Origin of the sequence: Pseudomonas frederiksbergensis (assembly GCF_003732275.1) — a bacterium.
Lineage (GTDB): Bacteria > Pseudomonadota > Gammaproteobacteria > Pseudomonadales > Pseudomonadaceae > Aquipseudomonas > Aquipseudomonas frederiksbergensis_H.
The window spans coordinates 12468-33516 of sequence record NZ_MOBM01000024.1 but is presented as its reverse complement, the minus strand read 5'-3'; the positions used below and the strand labels follow the sequence as shown (position 1 = coordinate 33516).

Below are 21049 nucleotides of genomic sequence, written 5' to 3'. Positions count from 1 at the left end.
GAGTGGGCGATCCTGGCGATCCGGTTCCATGTCGATGGTAATCGGTGTCGGTGTGCCAGATCAGGTATTGGATCCAATCGACTTGTGCAAGAACTTGCACAGAAATCCCCGATAACTGTTTTAAAAATCGTTGAAAATCAGTCAGGTACGAAAATGTGTCGATTGGCATACATATCGCTATAGCTCTGGGACATATCCTGAAATGGTTTATAGCGATGCTTTCCAGCGATTCGATGGCCTATCCAGCACCTGTTTCCCGCCTCCGTCAGCTCAATACCGAGCAGGTGCACAAGCTCAGAATTTTCATTAAAAAACGCGTGATGAACCTCGACGATGTGGAGGACATCCTTCAAGCCACGTTCCTCGAAGCGTTGCGTAACGAACATAAGTTTCGGTACGACTCGCAGCCGCAAACCTGGCTGTGCGGCATCGCCCTGAACCTGATTCGTAACCACTTTCGCAAGCTGTACAAGCAGCCGTTTCAGGAAAGTTGGGAAGACCGCGAAGAACAGGAGGTCAGCGATGGTTGCGACATCGGTGCGCAAGTGGACGATCACCGGCAACTGGCGCGGGTGGTCCGGGCGATTGGCTCGTTGCCGATAACCATGCAACAGGTGCTGCGGGTCAGCCTGGAAATGGATGGCAACTATCAAGACACCGCGTCGAGCCTGGGGGTGCCGATCGGCACCGTGCGCTCGCGCTTGTCCCGGGCGCGGGAGCAACTCAAGCGCAGCGTGCCCTGTGTTTTCTGAGGCCTTGCGGATCGATTCGGCAACTTATTCACCGCAGGGTGGGAACCGTTTGAGCCTGCGACACCACACATCGGCATTGTCCGACTGAAAGTGGCGACCTCTCATGCGCATTTCCAACACTCCGTTACCCGCAACCGGCACTCCATTGTTGGGCGGCGACAGGTCGTCGCGGCCCGCGTTGGAGAATGCCAAACCTAACGTACTGTCCGCCCCGGGTGGCGGTGTGCAGTTCGGACAGCAGACCGGGTCGCAGACGTTGGCAGCCCGCCCCAACGACGCTCAATCGCCGAACCTGTTGGGGCTGGTGATGAAGCGGTTGCTCGGCGGCGATGAACGCACGACATTGTCACGGCCGCTCGCCGACACCCAGCCCGTTAGCCGCACCTCGACAGTCGATACGACGAAGCCTGCGTCCGACCCGGCGACGGCCACCAGCCCCGAAGCGCAATTGCTCGATGAATCGAAATACTCCTCGCCCAAAGAGCTCGAACGCTGGGCGCCGTTGGTGGCGGACTTGCCGCCGGAGCAACGCGAGCAGGCGGCCAAGGAGCTGAACCGGCCGATTGCTGCCGCCCTGATGGCCACGGAAAAAGGCCCGGATGCGGCCAAGGCGATGAAATTCATCAACGACAATCCGGCCCTGAAAACCGCTGTCGATACCGGCAAACACGGTGGCAAGGCTGACGGCAAAATCACCGATGGCGACCTCAAGGCGTTTGCCAGGAAAATGCAAGGCGCGGCAGACAACGCCGACAAGGACTTGGCCAATTACCAGAAGGACCATCCCAACGCCGATCCGCAGTCGTTGCAGATGGTCCGCTCGGCCTCGTTGTTGCAAGCCAACGGTCCGCTCGCCAATGCCGCCAACCCCAAACATGCGGCGGGCGCGGACGGCGAGACCAAAGTCGATCGGTACATGGACGCCGACGGCCTGAAGGCGTTGCAGGACAACAATCCCGGGCTCGCCGGACCGCTCAAGCAAGCGTCGAAAACCTGGTCGCAGCCGGGCCTGCTAAACATGCTCGACCAGGGCGGGCTCAAAGGACGAGACCTGGCCACCCACGGCCCGGACAAAAAATTCGACGCGGCGAACATCAGCAACTGGATCAAGAACCAGGCGCCCACCAACGGCGGCGAATTCGCCGGGATGCTCAGCGATGCGGCGACCCTCAATGCCGTTGCGGACACTGACATCAGCAAGCTGGGCAAAGACGTTTTCGAGCAACCGCAGAACTACACCGGGGCGCAGAAAGCGGCGGTGATGGTCAAGTTGCAACAGACCCAGCAGAGCGTCGTTGCCGGTTCCGATCTACGCAAAACCGGCAAGACTGAAGATGCCCTGGCGGAAAAAATCGGCCAGTTGCAGGACGACCCGGACGTGCAGGCCTACATGAACCAGGCCATCCCCGCTCAGGAACGCGCGCTGGTGGCCAGCGATCCGTCCCTGGGAAAAGCGGTGAAGGCGCAGTTGCAAAACGTGGTGAGCGGCCAGGCGCTGAGCAACGACATGAGCAGCGCCGACAAAAATCTGAAAAAGGACGCCAACCCCGACTACAGCGGCGCCCTCGGCGGTTTGTCGGCGCAACTGCAAATGCACCAGGACCTGTTGGGCCCCGACGCCAACCTGCCCACGGCTGCGCAAGTGGTCGGCAACCGCGCGGATGTGCAGAGCAAGCTGCAACAGTCCTACGTCAGCAATTTCAGTGAAGGCGGTTCGCTCAAGCAGTTGCTGGGGCAGAAAAAGGCTGACGCCGGCCAGTCCCTGCAAACCAGCGATGCGCAGAAAGCTACCTATGACGCCGCGCTGCCCCAGGACTTCGTCCAGCGTCAGCAAGCGAGTTACGTGGACGCCACCGTCGGCCAGTTACAGCAATCGAAAAAAAGTCGCGAGTTGCTGGAAACCGCCGGTGAAGGGGCGGGTGCGTCCGGTTCGGTCTCGGATGCCGTAGCGCCTAAAGGCAAAGCCCAGCAAATCAAGGATGCCTACGACAACACCAAACAAGGCCTCTCGACCGCCAAGGATGGCGTCGATGCAATGCGCAAATTGGCCGGCCGTGAGGCTTCGGCCGGGCTCGGGCGCATGGCCGGCTCCATCGGTGGACGGATTGCCGGTGTCGTGGCGGGGGAGGCAGCAGGGCTGGCGGCGGCGTCGGCCATCGGCGCGGCGGCCGGTCCCGTGGGCTGGGTGATCGACGCGGCCATGAGCATTGGTTTCGGCATCGCCGCCATCGTTGAGGCGGTGAAGAAACACTCCGCGCAGAAGCAATTCGACCACAACGTTGACCCGACCCTGGAACAGTTCGGGATTCCCAAGGCCCATTGATCCACCCCCGCGTCACGTCATGCCCTAACAGAGGAAAACGCAGTGAACCTATCCATTTCACCGATTCGCACCGCTGTGCAAGATCCTGCAAACGGGCATAACCCGTCCTCCCAAGCCTTTGGCAAACACGCAGGCCACGGCAACGCGTTCGGTGGCGAGCATCAGAACCTGGCCAGCAGTGGCCAGGGGATTTTCGCCCATCGTGCGCAACAGCAAGTCAATTTCGGCCCGCCCCAGGAGCTCAATGGCAAGCCCGGAGCGCATGGCCCGCAGGCCGCAGCGGGGCAGTCGGATATGCTTGAACAGTTGCTGGAGGTGATTCAGAAAGCCGTCATGCAATGGCTGCAATCGCTTTTGAAATCCAAGGAAGACGAGGGCGGCGAATCGTCATCGCCGGTCGGCGCAAAAAACCTCGCGACACAGGGCGGCAGTTCGGGAGCGGGGGAGGCAGGTGGTCCCCATGAAGCCAACGCGACAACGTCGACGCAGGGCGTTGCGCCAGAGACGGGGCTGAGCGGCAGCGGCGAGTTGCATTTGCCGCCGCAACTGGAACCGTACCGCGCCGACATTCTCGACGCGGCGAAACAGACCGGCATGCCGGCCAATGTCATCGCCGGGCAAATCTGGGCCGAGTCCAGAGGCAAACTCGGTGAAGACACCACCAACGTCAACGGCAAGAAAGACGCGGGCCTGATGCAGGTCAACGCCGACACCTTCGCCGCTCTGAAGAAGGAAAACCCGGGGCTGCTCGGTAATGCCGACGTCAACAATCCCCACGACAACATCATGGCCGGTGCGCTTTACCTGCGCGATCAAAGCAAGGCCTTCGACGGCAACATGGGCGCCGCCTTGCGGGCCTACAACTCGGGGCCGGACAAGGTCAATCTGAACAATCTGGCCGACGCCGGTGGCGTGGGTGGTTCGAGTTACCCGGCCGACGTACTGAAGTTCGCCGAAATTATCGGCAGCGGTAAAGGACAGTTGCCGGGCTGATGACCCAGGCGACACATCACTGAACAGGACACCTTAAAAAGCCAAGAGGGAATGCCCATGCAAGCGCCACCGATCAACCATCGTTCACTATCGTCGATCCAGAGCAACGACATCGAAATGCACACGCCTCGAGCGTCTACCTCTGCGAGTGCGGCGGGTGCGATAACCCGAGGCAGTCCGGAGGCGCTCGAAGGCCTGAAGGGCAAGTTGACGACGCTGTTCGAGGGGCACAAAACCGCTGAAAACGCTGAAGAGATAGAAACACTGGTCAACGATCGCGCGACCAAAATGTACGCCTTGGACTACCTGCCTGATGAAATCGATCAGTTGATGGAAAAGGCCGAACGCATGGACCGGGTGACCGTCCCCACGCAAGGTGCCGTGGGTGGCTTGCCTTTTGGCGTGGCCACGGTGGTGCTCGATAAGGTACCCGGCGTGACTGCGGACGCGACTGGCAACCCTGCCTACACCGGTTTCATTGCCGGGGCCGTGTCCGGTGCCGCCGATGCCGTGGGGACCGGGTTGCTGAAGACGGCGACCGAGGACACGCTGTGGCTCAAGGCGCCGAACGAGATGTTGGAGCCGGTAATGGAGGCCTCGCAGAAAGCCAAGGCGGAAGCGAACCCGGGCAAGCAGGTGCTGCAAAGTGCCGCGGCGTTCCAGACCTTCACCGTGCGTAACGCCGTGCGTCTGGGCGTTGCTGCGACACTTAACGCGACGCTGGGGCCCAAGGCTGCCGCCGCTGCCGATACGGTTATCGGCTCGGTGGGCGGGATGGCGGCCGGTGCCGGGTACGCGGCGATCATGCACAAAAACAACAAAGCCGCCGGTCTGGTCGGCGGCGCGCAATTTTTCGGGCGTAAGGACTGGGAAAAACAACTCCAAGTGCTCAAGGATTGCAGTCCTTCGCGCGACCCTTTTATCAACGGAGCCAAGCGCGCCGCTAAACTTCCCCTGGACATCGCGAGCAATACCTTGAGTTCGCTGCGCGATGCGCTCACCGCGAGCAGCCTCGTTGCCAACGGTGGAGCTTTGGGCGGCGGGTTCGCGTTGACGACCCTGGCGCGCGGTGCGGTCAAGACGGCAGCGGCCGAGGCTGGCATGACGCCGGGGGCGGTGTCGGCTCTGGATCACCTGACCAACGTGGCGGGCTCTGCAGCAACGTTCAGCGCTTATGGGGCGGCCGGCGTGCTGACCGGTCCGGCGGCGGACAAGGGCGTCAAGGTGATTCAGGAAGACATTCCGCCCAAGACGCTGGAACTGGCAAACAGCGCCCAGGCCGGTATTGCAAAGGGCGCAAGGGCAACCGGTGAGTTTGCCGGCGACACCTACACCTCCGCCAGAGAAGGCCTGAATACGCTGGCCACTAACGCTGGTGAAGCCCTGTCTTCAGGCGCGACCCGGGGCCGCAGTGTCTTGAGTAGCGGTACTGAAGCGGTCGGCAATATAGCGCTCTCTGGCGCCAACCTGCTGGGCGATCTGGCCCATAGTACGGGCCTGCGCCGGCGTCCGGCGCCGATGACGGAGGGTGGCGAGCAGGTTTAAGCGGCGATGCCCCGAGGTGAAGACCTTGGGGCTCAGCGAACCTGCTGTGCTCCCAGAAACCCGAGGACAAGGTGCGCGGCCTCCACGGGTGCGACCTGAAGCAGGCAATGCACGGCGGCTACGTCGATCACCTGCACCTGTGGTTTCAGCTCGGCAATCCGCAGCGAGGCAGCCTTCGGCACCACGCGATCCTCGGTGGCACGCAGATAAACAGTGGGCACTTCGATGCGGGGCAGTTGCGCCGACCTATCGACGTTAAGCACTGAACGCAGTCGTGCGCGCATCACTGACGGGCTGACCTGGCTGATCGCCCGACTAAGGGCTGCGCGCAATGGGGTGGTGGCAAACCGGCCGAGCAACAACGGACTGAGCCAGCGGGTGGGCACGATGCCGATCGGCAGTAGGTTGACCAGAAAACCCAGGCGGCTGAACAGTGGGCAGCGCTTGCCTGGCGATGGCTTGCAGGTCTTCGTAGCTCAACGGGATGTCGCTGGGGTAGGTTACGACAACGGTGTCGCAACGGTGCTTCAGAGCCGATACGAAAGGCTGGAACAGTTCGCCTGTTCCATCCATTCCCGGCAGCAGGACTAGCATCGGCAGGGTTGATCGGTCCAAGTGTTCCATCCTTGGTAAGTGGCTGTTGTGGCCAGGTTGATGAGTGGGCAGCAGGCGGATTTACGGGTTTTGGGCTACTACTGACAATCCCTTTTCCATTTCCCTGTCAGGAGCATTCCTATGCTGTCTCAATGGTTTCTAGCGGCGATTCACCTCTTGGCGTTTGGCATGGGCCTTTGGGGTGTGCTCACTCGAGGAACGGCGTTAAGTCGGTTGGCCGCGGGCACCGCGCAGGTTCGCAGCGTGCTGGTCGCGCAGGTCGATTAGAGAGTGAGATAGTTCAATGCTCTAGGCGATCAGCGCGTGTTGTGAGTCACAGGGCGATAGAACATTTTAAACGAAACTGTATTCTCACTCCGGAAATTGCCAAGATACTGGCAATATCGGATGCGGTTTGGAACCTTTAGCGACAGCCAGGCAATGAGTCGGATGAGCGCGCAGCAGATGCGTAGTCAGGCCGATCAGGTTTTGGAGTTGGCTCGCAGTGCATCGTCTGAACAACGGACGCTAATGCTCAATGCCGGGAGCCGAGCAGAAAAGTCACTCCTTGGGGCGGCCCTGGTGACAATTATCGTCAGCCTAGCTTGTTGGATTATTCGACGGTCGATAGTGGCTCCGTTGAGTGAAATCCTGGCCCTTGCCAAGCGGGTTGCTGCTGGACGGCTGGGCGACCGTTGTTTCGCGGTGGCGCGCAAGGATGAGCTTGGCGATCTCCAGTCCGTGGTGCATCAAATGGTGGCAAGTCTTCGGGAATTGGTCTGCCGTATGGGGCTCGATATTACACAATTGGGAGCTGACACTTCGGAGCTTTCGTTGATATCTGCTCAGACCCAAAGAGGTGTCAGGCAACAGCTTCTGGAAACGGAGCAGACCTTGGAAGCCATGCGGCGGGTCTCCGATACGGCGGAGCAGGTCGCCCTCAATGCCGAGCGAGCGCGCATTGAAACCGAGCAAGTACGCAATAGGGTTAGTAGCGGGGGAGAGGTTGTTCAGCGTGTCACTCAGCAAATAGTCCACCTGTCGGGTGACATCGAGGCCACCACTGGAGCCATGCTTCACCTGCGTCACGAGAGCATACAGATAGGCAAGGCTCTCGATGTCATCAAGTCAGTCTCGGAGCAAACCAATTTACTTGCACTCAATGCCGCAATCGAGGCAGCAAGGGCTGGTGAGCAGGGGCGAGGATTTGCCGTTGTGGCCGATGAGGTTCGCGCTTTATCTATGAGCACCCGCGACTCGACGGTGCAGATTGAAAAGCTCATGCAACGGCTCCAGAAAGGAGCAGATACGGCCGTGGAGCGCATGGAAAACAGTGGGGCGTTGACCCGTAAAGTAGTCCTGCTTGCCGACCATGCGGCGACCGCGCTCGACGATATCTTGCTGGCCATCGCAAGTATTGATGAACTTAACCAACATATTGCCATTCCAGCTGAGTCGCAGAGAACCATGGCCTCTCAAGTGGCGCTAAGCATGACGCGTGTTCGTGATGTCAGCGAGAGCAGCGCGAATGTTGCAGAACGCCTTGAGAGGTCCAGCGAGGGGCTTCGACTCCTCGGACAGAGTCTGTCCGAAACCATAGGTAAATTTAACGACTGGTAGGCCAAAACCCTGGAGGAACGATTTAGCTAATCTATTGCATCGACCGGTTGAATCCACAATGCAAAGCTGACTGTCAGCTGGGCGAACTCTGAGCGGTTTGGCATTCCCGTCAGGAATGCAATGTATGAAATTAATGAATTTTTATTATCGCTTTTTATGGCCTAAGTTGATTCAAGGACATGGAGAACCGCCCTTGAAATCAATAACACTCAACTCAGCTGAAAAGTTCGATAACACACGGGCCAATGAGTACGGACGACAGAGCCGAATCGCACTGGCAGGTTATGACGCATGCCAGGACTTGGTGGTGTGCATGCTCGCGGCTAGCCTCGGAAACATGGGCTCGGCAAAAATACTGGTGGTCGGCGCTGGCGGTACGGCGCAGGAGATCATCGCGATGGCCAGGCTTGAGCCAGGCTGGCGCTTCACCGCCGTTGATCCATCTGAGCCGATGCTTGAAACCGCGATACAGCAGTTAGTCGTGAACAACGTGCTTGAAAGAACGGATCTGCATCTTGGGCACGTTGAAGACTTGGCGGCAGATGAGTCCTACGACGCAGCCACTTTGATCGGTGTACTCCATCATCTCGATGGGAATGATGCCAAAGGACAAATTTTACGATCCATTCGGGCCCGTCTGAAACCGGGGGCTCCGCTTATTGTCGCCGGCAATCAATATGCCTATGCCAGCCAGCCGTTACTCCTCGCTGCTTGGGGGCAACGTTGGCGGCAGCACGGAGCCAGCCCGGATGAAGTGAAGGTCAAGCTTGGGAAAATTCTTCAAGGCGCTGACCCTCCACATTCTGAGGCGGCGGTTCAGAAGCTTTTGCATGACGCGGGTTTCGGGGACGCTACGCGTTTTTTCAGCAGCCTGTTCTGGGGTGCTTGGTTAACGTGTAAAACAGTCTGAATAGCGATCTGAGTGGCAGTTTCTGGGCCGACTGCGGCCATCCATGAGAGCCGCAAATGATCACTTGGGAAACGTCGTTCTTGGGCTTCTACAGGAGGCAGTTAATTCCATTTTGCCTCCTCAGACGTCAATCTCAATCGACCCCGTGCAGTCAGCGATATGGGGTATCGACAAGCAACGGGTTGGGTTCGGTGAAATAGCCTGGTATCGGCATTTGCCCAGCGAAAAAGCTTTCGAAAACAAGCTTGAATCTGTCACGAAAATCGTAAATCTGGTTCCTCCTGAGGTTTCGGATTTTGAAGCGATCTTTGCGATCAAAGTGGCATCCAAATAGCAGGAAGCTGTAGCTGAATATGTCGAACAGTCTCTCAGATAATTCTTGTGTGAAGCTTGCCTCTCCTGCAAGTTGGTACAGTGCCCATTCCAGTAGCCAGTATTCATCATGAGCCCAGATTTGTGCTTCGTGTAATCGTCCGATGAACGAACTGTCATCGTACGCTTCGCACCCTGCGCAATTCCTGGCGATTACAAAATGTGCATCCATGGAGTAAATCCCTATTCATGAGTGCCGCCAGCCTAGCGAGTGGGTAGAAATGGAACAATATATTCGCAACTAAAATCGTAAATCACACGTTTTCTCCGGTATAAGCGCAGAGCACAAATGTCTGGTTCGGGCCTAAATCCGACCAAGTAGAATGTCCGCTTTTGGCCCGATTGCTGTCTGTCACGAAGGGCAGAAAGCAACCCGAAGCTGACGGTCAGCAGGACATCTGGGTATCTTTATTGCACGGTGCCAATATTGCATCGGCTGGCTTCTATACTCACTTTCGCCACCATCCTATTTGCTTATCGACGAACGCGGAATATCAACCGATTGGTGGAATGATCTGACTTGAAAGATCGTGCAATATACCTATGATTCGAGGCCTACACGAACGGCTTCCAACCGGCGAACGCCCTATTTTGAGAGAACGATCCTCGTGGAGTCCTTTCCAGACGATTCGCACGAATCAAACACCACCCATTATGTTTTCGGCCCGTTCTGCGTCGTGCCCGCGAAAAGGTTGCTTGAGAAGAATGGCGCTCCAGTTGAGATCGGTGGGCGAGCACTGGATTTATTGATTGCCTTGTTGGTGCGACCGGGCAGGGTGCTGACCAAGAGCGACCTGATCAAGCAGGTATGGCCCGATATCATTGTCGAGGAAGGCAGTCTGCGCTTTCATATGACAGCCCTACGGCGGATTCTCGGTGATGGTGACGAGCACGCGCGATACATCGCCACGCAGGTCGGTGTGGGATATGCGTTTGTAGCACCCGTAGAAATACAACTGGCCGGGAACCAACCAGCAGTTATCGATGCAGAAGCTACCGACGGCGAGCGTGTGGAGACCCAATGTAATTTACCACCGCGAGCGAAGCTGTTCGGACGCGAAACCGATCTTCAATTAGTTGTCGATCACATGCTGCAGCCCAAACTATTTACCATCGTCGGCCCCGGTGGCGTTGGCAAAACCAGTCTTGCCATCGAGGTGGCGCACCGCATTTGCGCACAGGGTTACCAGACTGCCCGTTTCGTAGACCTGGCTCAGGTCGAAGACCAATCGCTGGTGCTTTCGGCGCTGGCCAGATCGCTGGAAATACCGGTTCAGGCCGAAGACTCCATGTTTGTACTGCTTGCGCACTTACGCACGCAAAGGGTGTTGCTGGTCATCGATAACTGTGAACATTTGATCGATGCGGTTTCAGCGATCGTTGAGCAAATCAGTGACGCGGCCCCGAATGTCGGGGTTCTGGCCACCAGTCGCGAACCGCTGCGGGTCCGTGGCGAGTACATTCACTGGCTCAACCCTCTCGAATTTCCCCGCGAACCTCAGCACCTTTCTATCGATGAGTTGCTGGGTTTTTCAGCGATCAGACTGTTTGTCGAGCGTGCATCATCGGGTAACACAGCACTGGTGCTGGACGATGATGATGCGCAATTGATCGCCGACATGTGCCAACGTCTGGAGGGTATAGCACTGCCGATCGAACTGGCGGCAATGCGCGTTGCAAGCCATGGACTGAAATCCACGCACGCATTGCTGGGCGAGCGTTTTTCACTGGGCTGGTCAGGACGCAGGACGGCTTTGCCACGGCATCAAACGCTGCGCGCGATGCTCGATTGGAGCTACGACCTGCTGTCGCCGCTGCAGGGTCTGGCGCTGGAGCGGCTTTCGGTTTTTGTCGGACCGTTTTCGCAGGAAGCGGCGTCCCAAGTCATCGCCGACACCCAGATCGACACTGCCGCCGCGGCGGCGATCCTCGATGAGTTGGTCTGTAAAGGTCTGGTCACCATTGATCACAGTGACTTAAGGTGGACCTACCGCCTGCTGGAGATGACGCGCGCCTACACCCGGGAAAAGCTGGCCACCCGAGGTGATGTCGAGGTCAACGCTCTGGCATTCAGGCATGCAGCTTTCTATATGGATCTGCTAGGACGCGTAGGCACCTCGCCCAATGAGATTTTCGACAATTCGGAGCGCCTTGCCAGTCAGTTGGGCAACGTCAGGAGTTCGCTGGAGTGGAGCTTCGGGCCGCAGGGTGATCCAGGGCTCGCGTTACCACTGGCAGCGGCCAGCGCACCGTTGTTCCTGCATTTTTCTTTGTTGGTCGAGTGCCGGAGCTGGTGCACGCGGGCGGCTGAATTACTCGAGCTGGGTTACTTCGGCACGCCGACTGAAATGGAATTGCAAGCCGCGCTCGGTTTGGTGCTGATGTTCACTCGTGGCAACAGCGAGGCGGCGCAGAAGGCTCTGCTCAGGGCACTCGACATCGCTATCTCATTGTCCGATTACTGGTCCCAACTCAGGCTGCTCGGACGGCTACAGATTTTCTATGAGCGCATCGGCGATTTCGCTTCCTCTCTGGCATGGGCTGAGCAAGCCAGCGAGGTCGGCAACATTTTGAACAAGCCTGAAGCGATTGCCATTGCCGCTTCGCTTGCCGGTATTTCCCACCATCTGCTTGGCAACCAGCCGCTTGCTCGACAGCAACTGGAACGTTCATTGCGTAACAGCTTGCCGTCAAAACGCAGCGGTACGATCTACTACGGATTCGATCATCGTAATCGCACCGGATTGGCGTTGGCTCGAACCCTCTGGCTACAAGGTTTCCCTGACCAGGCCCGACGCTGGGCAGAGCAGATAGAGGCCGAGGCATCTGCGCTGCAGCACTCGGTCACCTACTGCATAGCAATGGTCTGGATCCTGTGCATTTACATCTGGACCGGAGATTTGCAGAAGGCGGCGGCGAGTCTTGAACGCTTCGCCACAATCGCCGAATCCAACGCACTTGGCCCTTACATTGCCGCAGCTCGTGGCTTCCGAACGTCGATTGCCATACGCGCCGAGCAGCCCGACAATTCTGTCGCGGTGCTCGAAGAAAGTCTGATGCAGCTGCACGGCATGCGCTACGAACTGCTTACGTCCTCTTTCGAAATCTCGCTGGCCGAAGGTTTGATTCTGAGTCACCAATATGAAAAAGCCCGGGTATTGGTTGACGGTACGATCAGTCATTGTCGCGTCAGCGGTGATGCCTTTGCGCTGCCGGAATTGCTGCGAATCAAGGCCAGTCTTATCAAGGTCATGGACGGCGACGAGCACGCCGCATCGGCCATGCTAGAAGAGTCGCGTACGTTGAGCCGGGAGCAGGGTGCTTGGGCCTGGGAACTAAGAGCATCGATGGACCTGGCCAAGTCATGGCTGGAACAGGGCAATCGGCTGCAGGCGCTGGAGTTGCTCAGGATATGCCGTGAAGGGGTATCGGAAGGCTTCGACACACTTGATGTGCGCCGCCTGGAAGCACTCTGGCAGAAAACCCTGGGCGATACACAACCGTCTTGATGCCGTTGCGCGCAGCGAATCTCAATTAACGGGGGAAATCAGTGCGGCCATTTTTACCAAGTCGGCCAGCGAGCTGGCTTTCATTTTGCGCATGACTTTGCCTCGATGAGCTTTGACCGTGATCTCGCTGATGTTGAGGTCGGCTGCGATAATTTTGTTCAATCGTCCGCTGACCACCGATGCCATGATTTCCTGTTCGCGAGGTGTCAGGGTTCGATAGGCCTCCAACAGTGTGCGCAGGTTTTTTTCTCCGTCGAGTGCAGCATGGCTGCTCTGTAGCGCATCGGCCATGGCTTTTAGCAACACATCGTCGTTAAAAGGTTTGGTCAGAAACTCCACCGCACCCGCTTTCAAGGCCCGAACCGTTAGCGGGATATCACCATAGCCGGTGATGAATATGATGGGCATGTTGCGCCTGTCGCCTGCGATGGATGTTTGCAGATCGAGGCCATTGAGGTCCGGCAGATTGATGTCCAGCACCAGGCAACTGGGTACAAGCGGCCGAGGCGCATTGAGAAAATCCTGAGCCGACTCGAAAAGTTGTGGCTGCCATCCCGCGAAGCGGATCAACAGCTCCAGCGATTCACGCACAGAGATATCGTCATCTACGACGAATACGACGGGCGTCTCATCACGCATCGGTAATTTTCCATATCCAGGGGCAAAGGCGTTTTTCGGGTTCAAGATGTCAGCTCCTTGTGTATCCGGCTGCTGGTTCAATTAAGCGGAAGCGCGGCGCTCAATGCCTTGAGCAGTTGCGCCTCGCTGAAAGGCTTGATCAGACATTCCACTGCGCCACAGTGCCGAAGTTGCCTTTGGTCGCTGGCGTCACCCAGTGCGGTGATGAAAATAACCGGTATACGGTACCCGCGACGCCACAATTCTTTTACTAGATCCGGCCCCGACATGCCCGGCATGGCCACGTCCAAAATGAGGCAGCGTGTGAGGTCGACACAATCGGACGCCAAGTACTCCTGCGCCGAAGCGAACGCCTGGACTGCGAAGCCGAACTCCTTGATCAGATCTGGCAACGATTCACGAACCGACTCATCGTCGTCGACGACTGCAACGAGCAGAGGCATGCCCATCAATTACCCTCCATAGCGTGGTCGGAGATGTCATTAGCGTCCGGCTGTACGGGGGATTCTCCATTTTCTGCGAGGGGTACAGCCCGAAGCGGGATAGTAAACAGGAAGGTTGCCCCCGGTCCGTCGTTGGCGCGAGCCCAAAGGTTGCCAGCGTGGCGCTCGATAATGGAGCGGCTGATAGACAGACCAACCCCCATTCCGGCACTTTTGGTGGTGTAAAAAGCGTTGAAAATACGTTCCATGTCCTGAGGATCAACACCGCTTCCGCTGTCCTTCACCGCAAGAAAAACACTGTGATCCTCCGTCAGGCCGGTGCTGACAATCATCTGCCGGGAGCGACCGGTAATGGTGTTCATCGCCTCCGCGGCATTCATGATTAGGTTGAGGATCACCTGTTGAAGTTGAACCCTGTCACCCTTGACCAACGGCAGTGCATCGGCAAATTGCGGATTGAGCACAACTCGACTGCGTTGCAGTTCACCCAGCAGCAAGGCGATGACTTCCCGGGTCGCGTCGTTAAGGTCCACGTTTTCGATCGTGATGCTTTTTTTCGAGAACAACGCACGCAATCGGTTGATCACATCGGCGGCGCGATTGCCATCGCGAATGGTTCGCCGCGCGGTTTCCCGGGCACCATCGACGTTCGGTGGATCGGCCCCGAGCATGCGCAGGCAGGTACTGGCGTTGGTGATGATCCCGGCAAGAGGTTGATTGACCTCGTGGGCGATCGACGCGGTGACCGCGCCGAGACTCGCCACTCTGGCCAGATGCGTCAGCTCGGAGCGGGCCTTGCTCAAGACTTCCTCGGCTCGCCGGCACTGGGTGATGTCCTGCAGCGCGGCAATGTATTCCAATCCTTCTGCCGGATCCTTGATCGAGTGCGCGACCAGACGCACATATTTAACCGTGCCATCGGGCATCAGCAATCGATGCTCATGCTCGAAGTCACGTCCCCTGCGGCGTTGGCGTCTGATCATTTCCCGGTGGCTCGATATGTCGTCCGGATGAATGCGCCGGTAAATGGCGTCGAAGCCCGGCGTCGTTGCCGAATCCAGTTCGAGGATACGGTAGACCTCATCGGACCAGGTGATCTCGTCGGTGCTGACTCGCCAGGAAAACGTACCTGTGGCGCTCAGGCGTTGGGCTTTGGCAAGAAAGGCCTTACTCTGCTTGAGCGCAGCTTCGGCACGCACACGATCAATGGCGATACTGGCCAGATGAGTGAATTGCGCGATCAGATTCTGCTGCTCCGGTGAGAGCGGTTCGGCTTCCCGGTGCAGTACCGAAAGAACGCCCGTGATCGCTCCGCTGTTAGAGGTAATCGGCATTGAACAGAGTCCCCGGAAACCGTGAGAGCGGGCCGTCGTGCACCAGCCATTCCAACGTGATTCGTGCGACAGGTTGTTGGAGATGATCGGCGTGTTGAAGGTGGCCGCCATGACGATAGGGCAGCGCTCGGCGCGAAGCGGCTTGTCGTCCGCCCCCGGCAACAAGTCGGCCGGCATGTTTGTCGGCGCGCCCTGATGCATTCGCAACGCATGCTCCTGTGCACCTTCGGAGCGCTTCAGATCGACCAGCACCACACTGGCAACACAGCGCTCGAGAAAGACTTCCACCAGTGCGCAAAGTGTCTGCAGGATCACCGGCAGCGACGAGCCTCCAGCCATCAGGCCAAGCAGGCGTTTTTCGCCATCGAGCAACATCTCCGCCCGTTTGCGGTCTTCGATGTCGGTGTTTTCGCCATACCATCGCAGCACTCGGCCAGCTTCGTCTCGTTGTGGCACGGCCCTGATCAGGAACCAGCGGAAAGTGCCATCAAAGCGTCGCAGGCGAGCCTCGTGTTCACCGGCGTCACCCGATTGCAAAAGGCCTCGCCAATAGACCTCCAACGCGTCCGCGTCGTCGGGATGGATTGAGGCCGTCCAGCCGCTGCCACACGCTTCGCTGAGCGACATGCCGGTGTAATCGCACCAGCGCTGATTGACGAAACCCACGCTGCCTTCAGGCGAAGCGCTCCAGACAAACCCGGGCACGGCATCGATGATATTGCGCAGGCGATCCTCTGAAGCGCTGACTTCCGCGAAGGCCCTCGCGATCAGCGCCTTGTCACGTCGGCGTTCGTCAATATCAACCTGCAACACGCACCAGCGGGTGATGTTCCCTTCAAGGTCTTTCAGCGGCAGGCCTCGCACATGGAACCAGCGGTATACACCGTCGAAGCGGCGAATGCGGTGCTCGATCATGTACGGTTCACCGGTGGTGACCGAATGCATCCAGGCGGCGATGACTGATGGCAAATCATCCGGGTGCACTGTATCGCCGGCGGCCCAGCTTTTCAGGACATCGAGTGGGGCGCCGATGTAATCCTCGATCTGGCGATTGACCCGTTCCAGCTCACCCGACGGTTTCATGAACGCAACCATGGACGGAATGCTGTCGATGATCGAGCTGACGTCGAACAGGTTGGCCGCATCGCGGGTGTCCGGGGGGGGGCTCGCCTCGATATCGGTGCCGAGCGCACACCATTTGCGCGCACTCTCGGGATGATCTTCCAGTGACGAGAAATGCCAGGCAAACCGTCGATAAGTGCCGTCGAAGCGCAATAGACGGGCGTGAGTCGGCCGAGGTGCATCACTGTCCGCCGCGGCGTGTAAACGTTCGAGCAGGTTCGCGCGATCATCGGGGTGTATTGCGGACTGCCAGTTGCTCCCTAGCGCATCATTGGCATCGCGCCCCGTATAGTCGTGCCATTGCAGATTGACATAATCGACGCAACCATCTGGCCGTGCGGTAAATACCACACCCGGCAGCGCGTCCATGACGCGCTTGAGGTCATTCGCCATACCGTTTCTCATTGTGCTGTCGCCATTGAAATAAGATGCGCCTTTGTCCCGACGCTCGCCCATCATACTTTGGTGTCGCTTTCGATAAATATCCCCGCCATTGCACTGCGCCGCAACGTGCAGCCCCCCTCCTGCGATCGATCCGAACAGCCGTTGTAAGCGACTGTATCGATGGCCCGCGTAGTTACATCAGCATGCAGTCATCGCCGTTCTCGAAACACCCTGGATACACCCCCCGGTCAGCATTGGCACGGGTTTCATCGTCGCTCGACGATTGAATGATCAGACGTGACGCACCTTTTCCCGCTTTGGTTCGAATCAGGCAGGGGCAAGGTCGTCCATGCAGCAGGCTCTAAACTTATGAAAGCGGTAGTAATGCATGCCTTTGGCGATCCCGAAGTCATGTCGGTGGAAGTCATCCAGCTGGCAGAACCGGGGCCCGGCCAGGCGCTTGTACGGGTCATGGCTGCCGGTATCAACTTTATGGACACCGGCACCCGCCGTGGACTTGGCGCGGCCTGGTCGTTGCCGATGACGCCGGGCGTGGAGGGCGCCGGAATCGTCATGGCGATCGGGCCGGGTGTGGACGAGGTAAGTCCCGGTGATCGCGTGGCATGGCACTATGTGCCCGGCAGTTACGCCGAACAAGTGCTGGCACCGGTCAGCCAATTGGTGCCGCTGCCCGACGAAATCGACTTCGACACCGCCGCGAGCCTGATGATGCAAGGCCTGACGGCCAGCAATCTGGTGGACAAGGTTTATGCCATCAGCCCCGGTGATGTTGCTTTCGTGCATGCCGCAGCGGGCGGTGTGGGGCTGATGCTGACTCAGATGATCAAGCTGCGAGGCGCAAAAGTTATCGGCCGGGTGTCGCAGGCCGACAAAGTAGACGCAGTGCTCGCCGCGGGTGCCGACTATGTGGTGATCGGACGCACAAGCAATATCGCCGGCCAGGTGCTGCGTTTGACGGAAGGCCAGCCCGTCAATGTGGTGTACGACGGAACGGGGGGGGAGGGGTTCGCCGCTTCACTGAGCCTGCTCGATTACTTCGGTACGCTGGCGCTCTATGGCCCATTCATGAATCCGATTGCACCGATCGATATCTTTTCCATTCCGCGCAGTATCAAGCTGACTTATCCGTCGGTCCTGCATTACGTGCGGAGCCGCGACGCTTTGCTGGAACGCACCCGGCAGCTGTTCGCCTGGGTGGCGTCAGGCAAGTTGAAAACCGTGATCGGCCAGCGTTATTCATTGGCGCAAGCCGAACAGGCGCATCGTGATCTCGAGTCTCGCCAGACGACGGGGAAACTGCTCATCCTTCCTCAGACAGAGAGGAGTTTGCCCGGATGACACGGGTAGGCAATAGGCTTTATTGGCGAGACAGCCAAGGCTGTCGCACACATCAGACAATGCCGGGAGATAGCGTCATGAACTGGTAAACCTCAGCAACGCCTCATGATGAGCTGCATGCCTTCGAGCCTCTGCAGCTATACCAGACCAGAAGGGCCGCCACTATCTGGCTGCTCGCAAAAAACATGAACAGGTCTTGTGCGGTCCAATGGGCGTCAAGGAGCACCCCGGCGACAACAGGCGAGATAATCGCGCCAAGACGCCCTGTTGCCAAGACCACGCCGACGCCAGTCGTGCGGATGGCGGTGTCAAAGGCCTGGGGAGCCAGGGTGAAGAGCCCGGCAATGGCACCATTGAGCAACAGGCCGGTGATGACGCAAGCGGGAACGGCCAGACCCGACAAGCCGGCGGCCGGTACGATCAAGGTCATCAACACGCTATTGAGTAGCAAAAAGCCCAGCAGCAATCGCCAGCAGCCGAAACGATTGGCCGCCAGGCCCATCAGCAGCGCCCCTGACATGCCGCCAACACAGAGCAACACGCCACTGACGGCGCCTTCTTTTTCGGAAAAGCCGTTGAGGGTCATGAGTGTCGGCGTCCAGCTCATCACGAAGTAGAAACACGCCATGAGCAGCAACAGTGCCAGCGCCAGCGAGGTTGTCTGCTGCCATTGCGCAGGGGTAATCAACGCTCGGTACTTTGAACGTGGCATCGTTGACGTTGCTGCCGAATGGATCGAAAGCGACTGATGTCGCTGCTGATCGAGTACCAGAAATTGCGCCGACTCGCGCAGAAAAAATGCGCCCGCCACGCCAGCCGCAAGCGTAATCAGACCACCAGCGAGGAATACATAGCGCCAGCCCGCGCTGGTATTGAGTGCATGGGCCAGCACGCCGCCCAGGCTTGCGCCTAATGCGAAGGCCATCGATTGCAGGGCGATGGCCAGATTGCGCCGATGCTTACTGGCACGCTCATAAGTCAGCACATTCGCGGCCACGAGAACCGCTCCGGTGCCGATGCCCGTCAGTAAACGCAAGAGCATCAGCAGAGATTGGTTTGGGCTCCAGAAGGACAGCAGCATGCTCAAACCGCTCAGCGAGAGCCCCGCCAGCAATAGCGGCCGACGTCCGTAATGATCCGCTCGGGGGCCGGCAAGCAAAGAGCCGAGTGCCATGCCGACCAGGCTCGCGCTCAGCAGCACGCCGAGTTGTGCGCCGGTCAATCCCCACTCGGCCGAAACGCTGCTCCCGGTAAATGCCATGGCCATGACATCCATGCCGTCGATCACGTTGAAGAGCATGCACAGGCCGATGACTCTCCACTGAGAAGAGGCCATTGCAATTTTATCCCCACCGTCGAGCGTTGTTTCCCCGCGCATCCGTGTTCCTTGAACCGTGTTGTTTTCCGAAAAGGCTTCAATGCTGGCTATAAGCAGCGGTGCCGTCGAGTTTTTTCCGGACATTTTTCCCTATCAGGCCGGGATTCGCCCGTGTTTGCTTGATGCGGGCGATTATCCGGGCACTTCCTGATGACAGCAGAGGACTGCGCGCAGCCTGTCTGCCAGATCATTCATACCTAAGTATCGACCGACACCATCGTGTAATCGCCCTGAAGGCATTCGGGTGATTTGATCCGCTTACGTCAGCTGCACAGTCGCAGGTGACATGGTTTAGACCAGTGCCCAGGCCTGTGAAGGCTACCCCGGCAGTCGCCACGGCTGCAGGACACCTACCTAAAAGGAGATACATCATGCGTGTCGTTTTGTCCGTTTTTACTTGGCGCCATCACGTCAGGGCAAGCATGTTCGGATTCGCGACGCTGGCGGCCAGTTGTGGCGCATGGGCGGCCAGCACGGCTGCCGAGCAGCCGCCTGCCAAGGTTGCATCAGCTCAGTCGCAAGCCATTCGTCCATACCGGATTCATGTCGATGAAGCGCAATTGGTTGACCTGCGCAAACGCATCGCGGACACCCGTTGGCCCGACAAGGAAACGGTCAACGACGTATCCCAGGGTGTGCAGCTGGCTCAGGTCAAGGAGTTGGTGAAGTATTGGGGCAATGGCTATGACTGGCGCAAAGCCGAGGCGAAGCTCAATGCCTTGCCGGAGTTCGTGACCACCATTGATGGTGTCGACATCCAGTTTATCCATGTCCGTTCGCGCAACCCCAATGCCATGCCGTTGATCCTGACCCATGGTTGGCCGGGTTCGCAGTTCGAGTTTCTCAGCACCATTGGCCCGTTGACCGACCCGACGGCTTACGGTGGGCGTGCGGAGGATTCTTTCGATGTTGTGATTCCATCGATTCCAGGCCATGGTTTTTCCGGAAAACCGACCGGACCTGGCTGGGGGCCTGATCGCGTGGCGAAGGCGTGGGATGTGTTGATGAACCGCCTGGGGTACACCCATTACGTGTCGCAGGGTGGTGACCACGGTTCGGTGATCTCTGATGCTTTGGGCCGCCTGGGCCCACCCGGTTTACTTGGCATTCACTTGAACATGCCGGCCACTGTGCCGCCGGAACTGGTCAAGCCGATCAACAGCGGTGATCCAGCGCCCGCCGGACTTACCGATCCGGAGCGTAACGCTTACAACGCGCTCAGCACCTTTTTCGGGCGCAACGCCGCCTATGGCGCAATGATGGTGACCCGGCCCCAGACCATCGGCTACTTGCTGGCCGACTCGCCAGCGGGCACGGCGGCCTGGATGTACGAAAAGTTTGCCGCATGGACTGACAGTGACGGTCATCCCGAACGCGTGCTCAGCCGCGATGAAATGCTCGATGACATCAGTCTTTATTGGCTGACCGACAGTGGTGCGTCGTCCTCCCGTTTCTACTGGGAGAACAACAACAATAACTTCAGCGCAGCAGCGCAGAAGACCGCCGACATCAAGGTGCCCGTCGCTATCACCGTGTTCCCGCACGAAATCTACCGCGCACCAAAAGTGTGGTCGCAGCGTGCCTACCCATCGCTGTCCTACTTCAACGAGGTCAGCAAGGGTGGCCACTTCGCGGCGTGGGAACAACCTCAATTGTTCAGCGAAGAATTGCGCGCGGCATTCCGTCCTCTGCGCACGGCTGCGCAACAAAACGCTACCCGGTAAACCTATTTTGCACCCACCCCGACATTGCGGAACCGCCATCTGCCTTTC

At 58.4% G+C, this 21049-nt stretch carries 15 protein-coding genes and 2 pseudogenes; 11 read left to right on the top strand and 6 right to left on the bottom strand.

Translation table 11 applies throughout. The features are described 5' to 3' along the window. Window positions 1-215 precede the first annotated feature (215 nt). From BK662_RS18725 to BK662_RS18710, 4 genes are all read left to right on the top strand, one after another. The gene (locus BK662_RS18725; RefSeq protein ID WP_123359278.1) at window positions 216-752 is read left to right on the top strand and encodes an RNA polymerase sigma factor; all 537 of its coding nucleotides are present in this window, start codon (window positions 216-218) and stop codon (window positions 750-752) included. A 103-nt stretch (window positions 753-855) separates the two neighbouring features. Beyond that, window positions 856-3075: a type III effector HrpK domain-containing protein gene (locus BK662_RS18720; RefSeq protein ID WP_123359277.1), complete on the top strand. Its 2220-nt coding sequence runs from the start codon at window positions 856-858 to the stop codon at window positions 3073-3075. Window positions 3076-3117: 42 nt separating this feature from the next. Further along, window positions 3118-4068 (top strand): lytic transglycosylase domain-containing protein, encoded by a 951-nt coding sequence (locus BK662_RS18715; RefSeq protein WP_123359276.1) that lies wholly within the window; start codon window positions 3118-3120, stop codon window positions 4066-4068. Window positions 4069-4125: 57 nt separating this feature from the next. Further along, on the top strand, window positions 4126-5613 hold the full coding sequence (locus tag BK662_RS18710) for a hypothetical protein (protein WP_123359275.1): 1488 nt from the start codon (window positions 4126-4128) through the stop codon (window positions 5611-5613). 32 nt (window positions 5614-5645) lie between these two features. Here the strand turns inward: BK662_RS18710 and BK662_RS35345 are convergent, their stop codons facing one another. Continuing rightward, window positions 5646-5999, bottom strand: a complete 354-nt coding sequence (locus BK662_RS35345; protein WP_259695936.1) for an alpha/beta fold hydrolase — start codon at window positions 5997-5999, stop codon at window positions 5646-5648. Window positions 6000-6348: 349 nt separating this feature from the next. On the opposite strand from BK662_RS35345, the pseudogene BK662_RS18700 reads away from it, so the two are divergent. From BK662_RS18700 to BK662_RS18690, 4 genes and pseudogenes are all read left to right on the top strand, one after another. Then, a pseudogene (locus tag BK662_RS18700) lies at window positions 6349-6483 on the top strand (DUF2214 family protein); the annotation flags it as partial. Between the two features lie 132 nt (window positions 6484-6615). Further along, a pseudogene (locus tag BK662_RS35915) lies at window positions 6616-6969 on the top strand (HAMP domain-containing protein); the annotation flags it as partial. Beyond that, window positions 6961-7827, top strand: a complete 867-nt coding sequence (locus tag BK662_RS18695) for a methyl-accepting chemotaxis protein (RefSeq protein ID WP_148057939.1) — start codon at window positions 6961-6963, stop codon at window positions 7825-7827. The pseudogene BK662_RS35915 and the gene BK662_RS18695, both read left to right, overlap by 9 nt. Before the next feature lie 193 nt (window positions 7828-8020). After that, on the top strand, window positions 8021-8737 hold the full coding sequence (locus BK662_RS18690; protein WP_123359306.1) for a class I SAM-dependent methyltransferase: 717 nt from the start codon (window positions 8021-8023) through the stop codon (window positions 8735-8737). A 151-nt stretch (window positions 8738-8888) separates the two neighbouring features. Here the strand turns inward: BK662_RS18690 and BK662_RS18685 are convergent, their stop codons facing one another. Continuing rightward, entirely contained in the window at window positions 8889-9281 is a 393-nt protein-coding gene (locus tag BK662_RS18685) for an Imm41 family immunity protein (RefSeq protein ID WP_123359273.1), read from the bottom strand. A gap of 436 nt (window positions 9282-9717) precedes the next feature. Here BK662_RS18685 and BK662_RS18680 point away from each other — a divergent pair, with 436 nt between their 5' ends. Continuing rightward, the gene (locus BK662_RS18680) at window positions 9718-12618 is read left to right on the top strand and encodes an ATP-binding protein (RefSeq protein ID WP_123359272.1); all 2901 of its coding nucleotides are present in this window, start codon (window positions 9718-9720) and stop codon (window positions 12616-12618) included. Window positions 12619-12639: 21 nt separating this feature from the next. Here the strand turns inward: BK662_RS18680 and BK662_RS18675 are convergent, their stop codons facing one another. The 3 genes from BK662_RS18675 to BK662_RS18665 form a co-directional block, all read right to left on the bottom strand. Beyond that, window positions 12640-13257, bottom strand: a complete 618-nt coding sequence (locus BK662_RS18675; protein ID WP_123359271.1) for a response regulator transcription factor — start codon at window positions 13255-13257, stop codon at window positions 12640-12642. A 77-nt stretch (window positions 13258-13334) separates the two neighbouring features. Further along, window positions 13335-13706: a response regulator transcription factor gene (locus tag BK662_RS18670; protein ID WP_123359270.1), complete on the bottom strand. Its 372-nt coding sequence runs from the start codon at window positions 13704-13706 to the stop codon at window positions 13335-13337. Beyond that, window positions 13706-16549, bottom strand: coding sequence for a PAS domain-containing protein (locus BK662_RS18665; protein ID WP_259695935.1), 2844 nt, complete (start codon window positions 16547-16549; stop codon window positions 13706-13708). The genes BK662_RS18670 and BK662_RS18665 overlap by 1 nt, the downstream gene beginning before the upstream one ends. Before the next feature lie 360 nt (window positions 16550-16909). On the opposite strand from BK662_RS18665, the gene BK662_RS18660 reads away from it, so the two are divergent. Next, window positions 16910-17899 carry a quinone oxidoreductase family protein gene (locus tag BK662_RS18660; protein WP_123359268.1) on the top strand — a complete coding sequence of 330 codons (990 nt, stop codon included), beginning with the start codon at window positions 16910-16912 and terminating at the stop codon, window positions 17897-17899. Between the two features lie 103 nt (window positions 17900-18002). Here BK662_RS18660 and BK662_RS18655 read toward each other — a convergent pair whose 3' ends face one another. Further along, window positions 18003-19277: an MFS transporter gene (locus tag BK662_RS18655; RefSeq protein WP_123359267.1), complete on the bottom strand. Its 1275-nt coding sequence runs from the start codon at window positions 19275-19277 to the stop codon at window positions 18003-18005. Window positions 19278-19648: 371 nt separating this feature from the next. Between BK662_RS18655 and BK662_RS18650 the strand changes: the two genes are divergently transcribed. Further along, window positions 19649-21001: an epoxide hydrolase family protein gene (locus tag BK662_RS18650; RefSeq protein ID WP_123359266.1), complete on the top strand. Its 1353-nt coding sequence runs from the start codon at window positions 19649-19651 to the stop codon at window positions 20999-21001. Window positions 21002-21049: the final 48 nt, after the last annotated feature.

What these genes read in the sequence shown, in the direction of transcription:
- BK662_RS18720 (WP_123359277.1), top strand. Translation starts at nt 856, where the DNA reads ATGCGCATTTCCAACACTCCGTTACCCGCAACCGGCACTCCATTGTTG.
- BK662_RS18655 (WP_123359267.1), bottom strand. Translation starts at nt 19,277, where the DNA reads ATGCGCGGGGAAACAACGCTCGACGGTGGGGATAAAATTGCAATGGCC.
- BK662_RS18695 (WP_148057939.1), top strand. Translation starts at nt 6,961, where the DNA reads ATGGTGGCAAGTCTTCGGGAATTGGTCTGCCGTATGGGGCTCGATATT.
- BK662_RS18710 (WP_123359275.1), top strand. Translation starts at nt 4,126, where the DNA reads ATGCAAGCGCCACCGATCAACCATCGTTCACTATCGTCGATCCAGAGC.
- BK662_RS18685 (WP_123359273.1), bottom strand. Translation starts at nt 9,281, where the DNA reads ATGGATGCACATTTTGTAATCGCCAGGAATTGCGCAGGGTGCGAAGCG.
- BK662_RS18650 (WP_123359266.1), top strand. Translation starts at nt 19,649, where the DNA reads ATGCGTGTCGTTTTGTCCGTTTTTACTTGGCGCCATCACGTCAGGGCA.
- BK662_RS18670 (WP_123359270.1), bottom strand. Translation starts at nt 13,706, where the DNA reads ATGGGCATGCCTCTGCTCGTTGCAGTCGTCGACGACGATGAGTCGGTT.
- BK662_RS18675 (WP_123359271.1), bottom strand. Translation starts at nt 13,257, where the DNA reads ATGCGTGATGAGACGCCCGTCGTATTCGTCGTAGATGACGATATCTCT.
- BK662_RS18725 (WP_123359278.1), top strand. Translation starts at nt 216, where the DNA reads ATGCTTTCCAGCGATTCGATGGCCTATCCAGCACCTGTTTCCCGCCTC.
- BK662_RS18665 (WP_259695935.1), bottom strand. Translation starts at nt 16,549, where the DNA reads ATGGCGAATGACCTCAAGCGCGTCATGGACGCGCTGCCGGGTGTGGTA.
- BK662_RS18660 (WP_123359268.1), top strand. Translation starts at nt 16,910, where the DNA reads ATGAAAGCGGTAGTAATGCATGCCTTTGGCGATCCCGAAGTCATGTCG.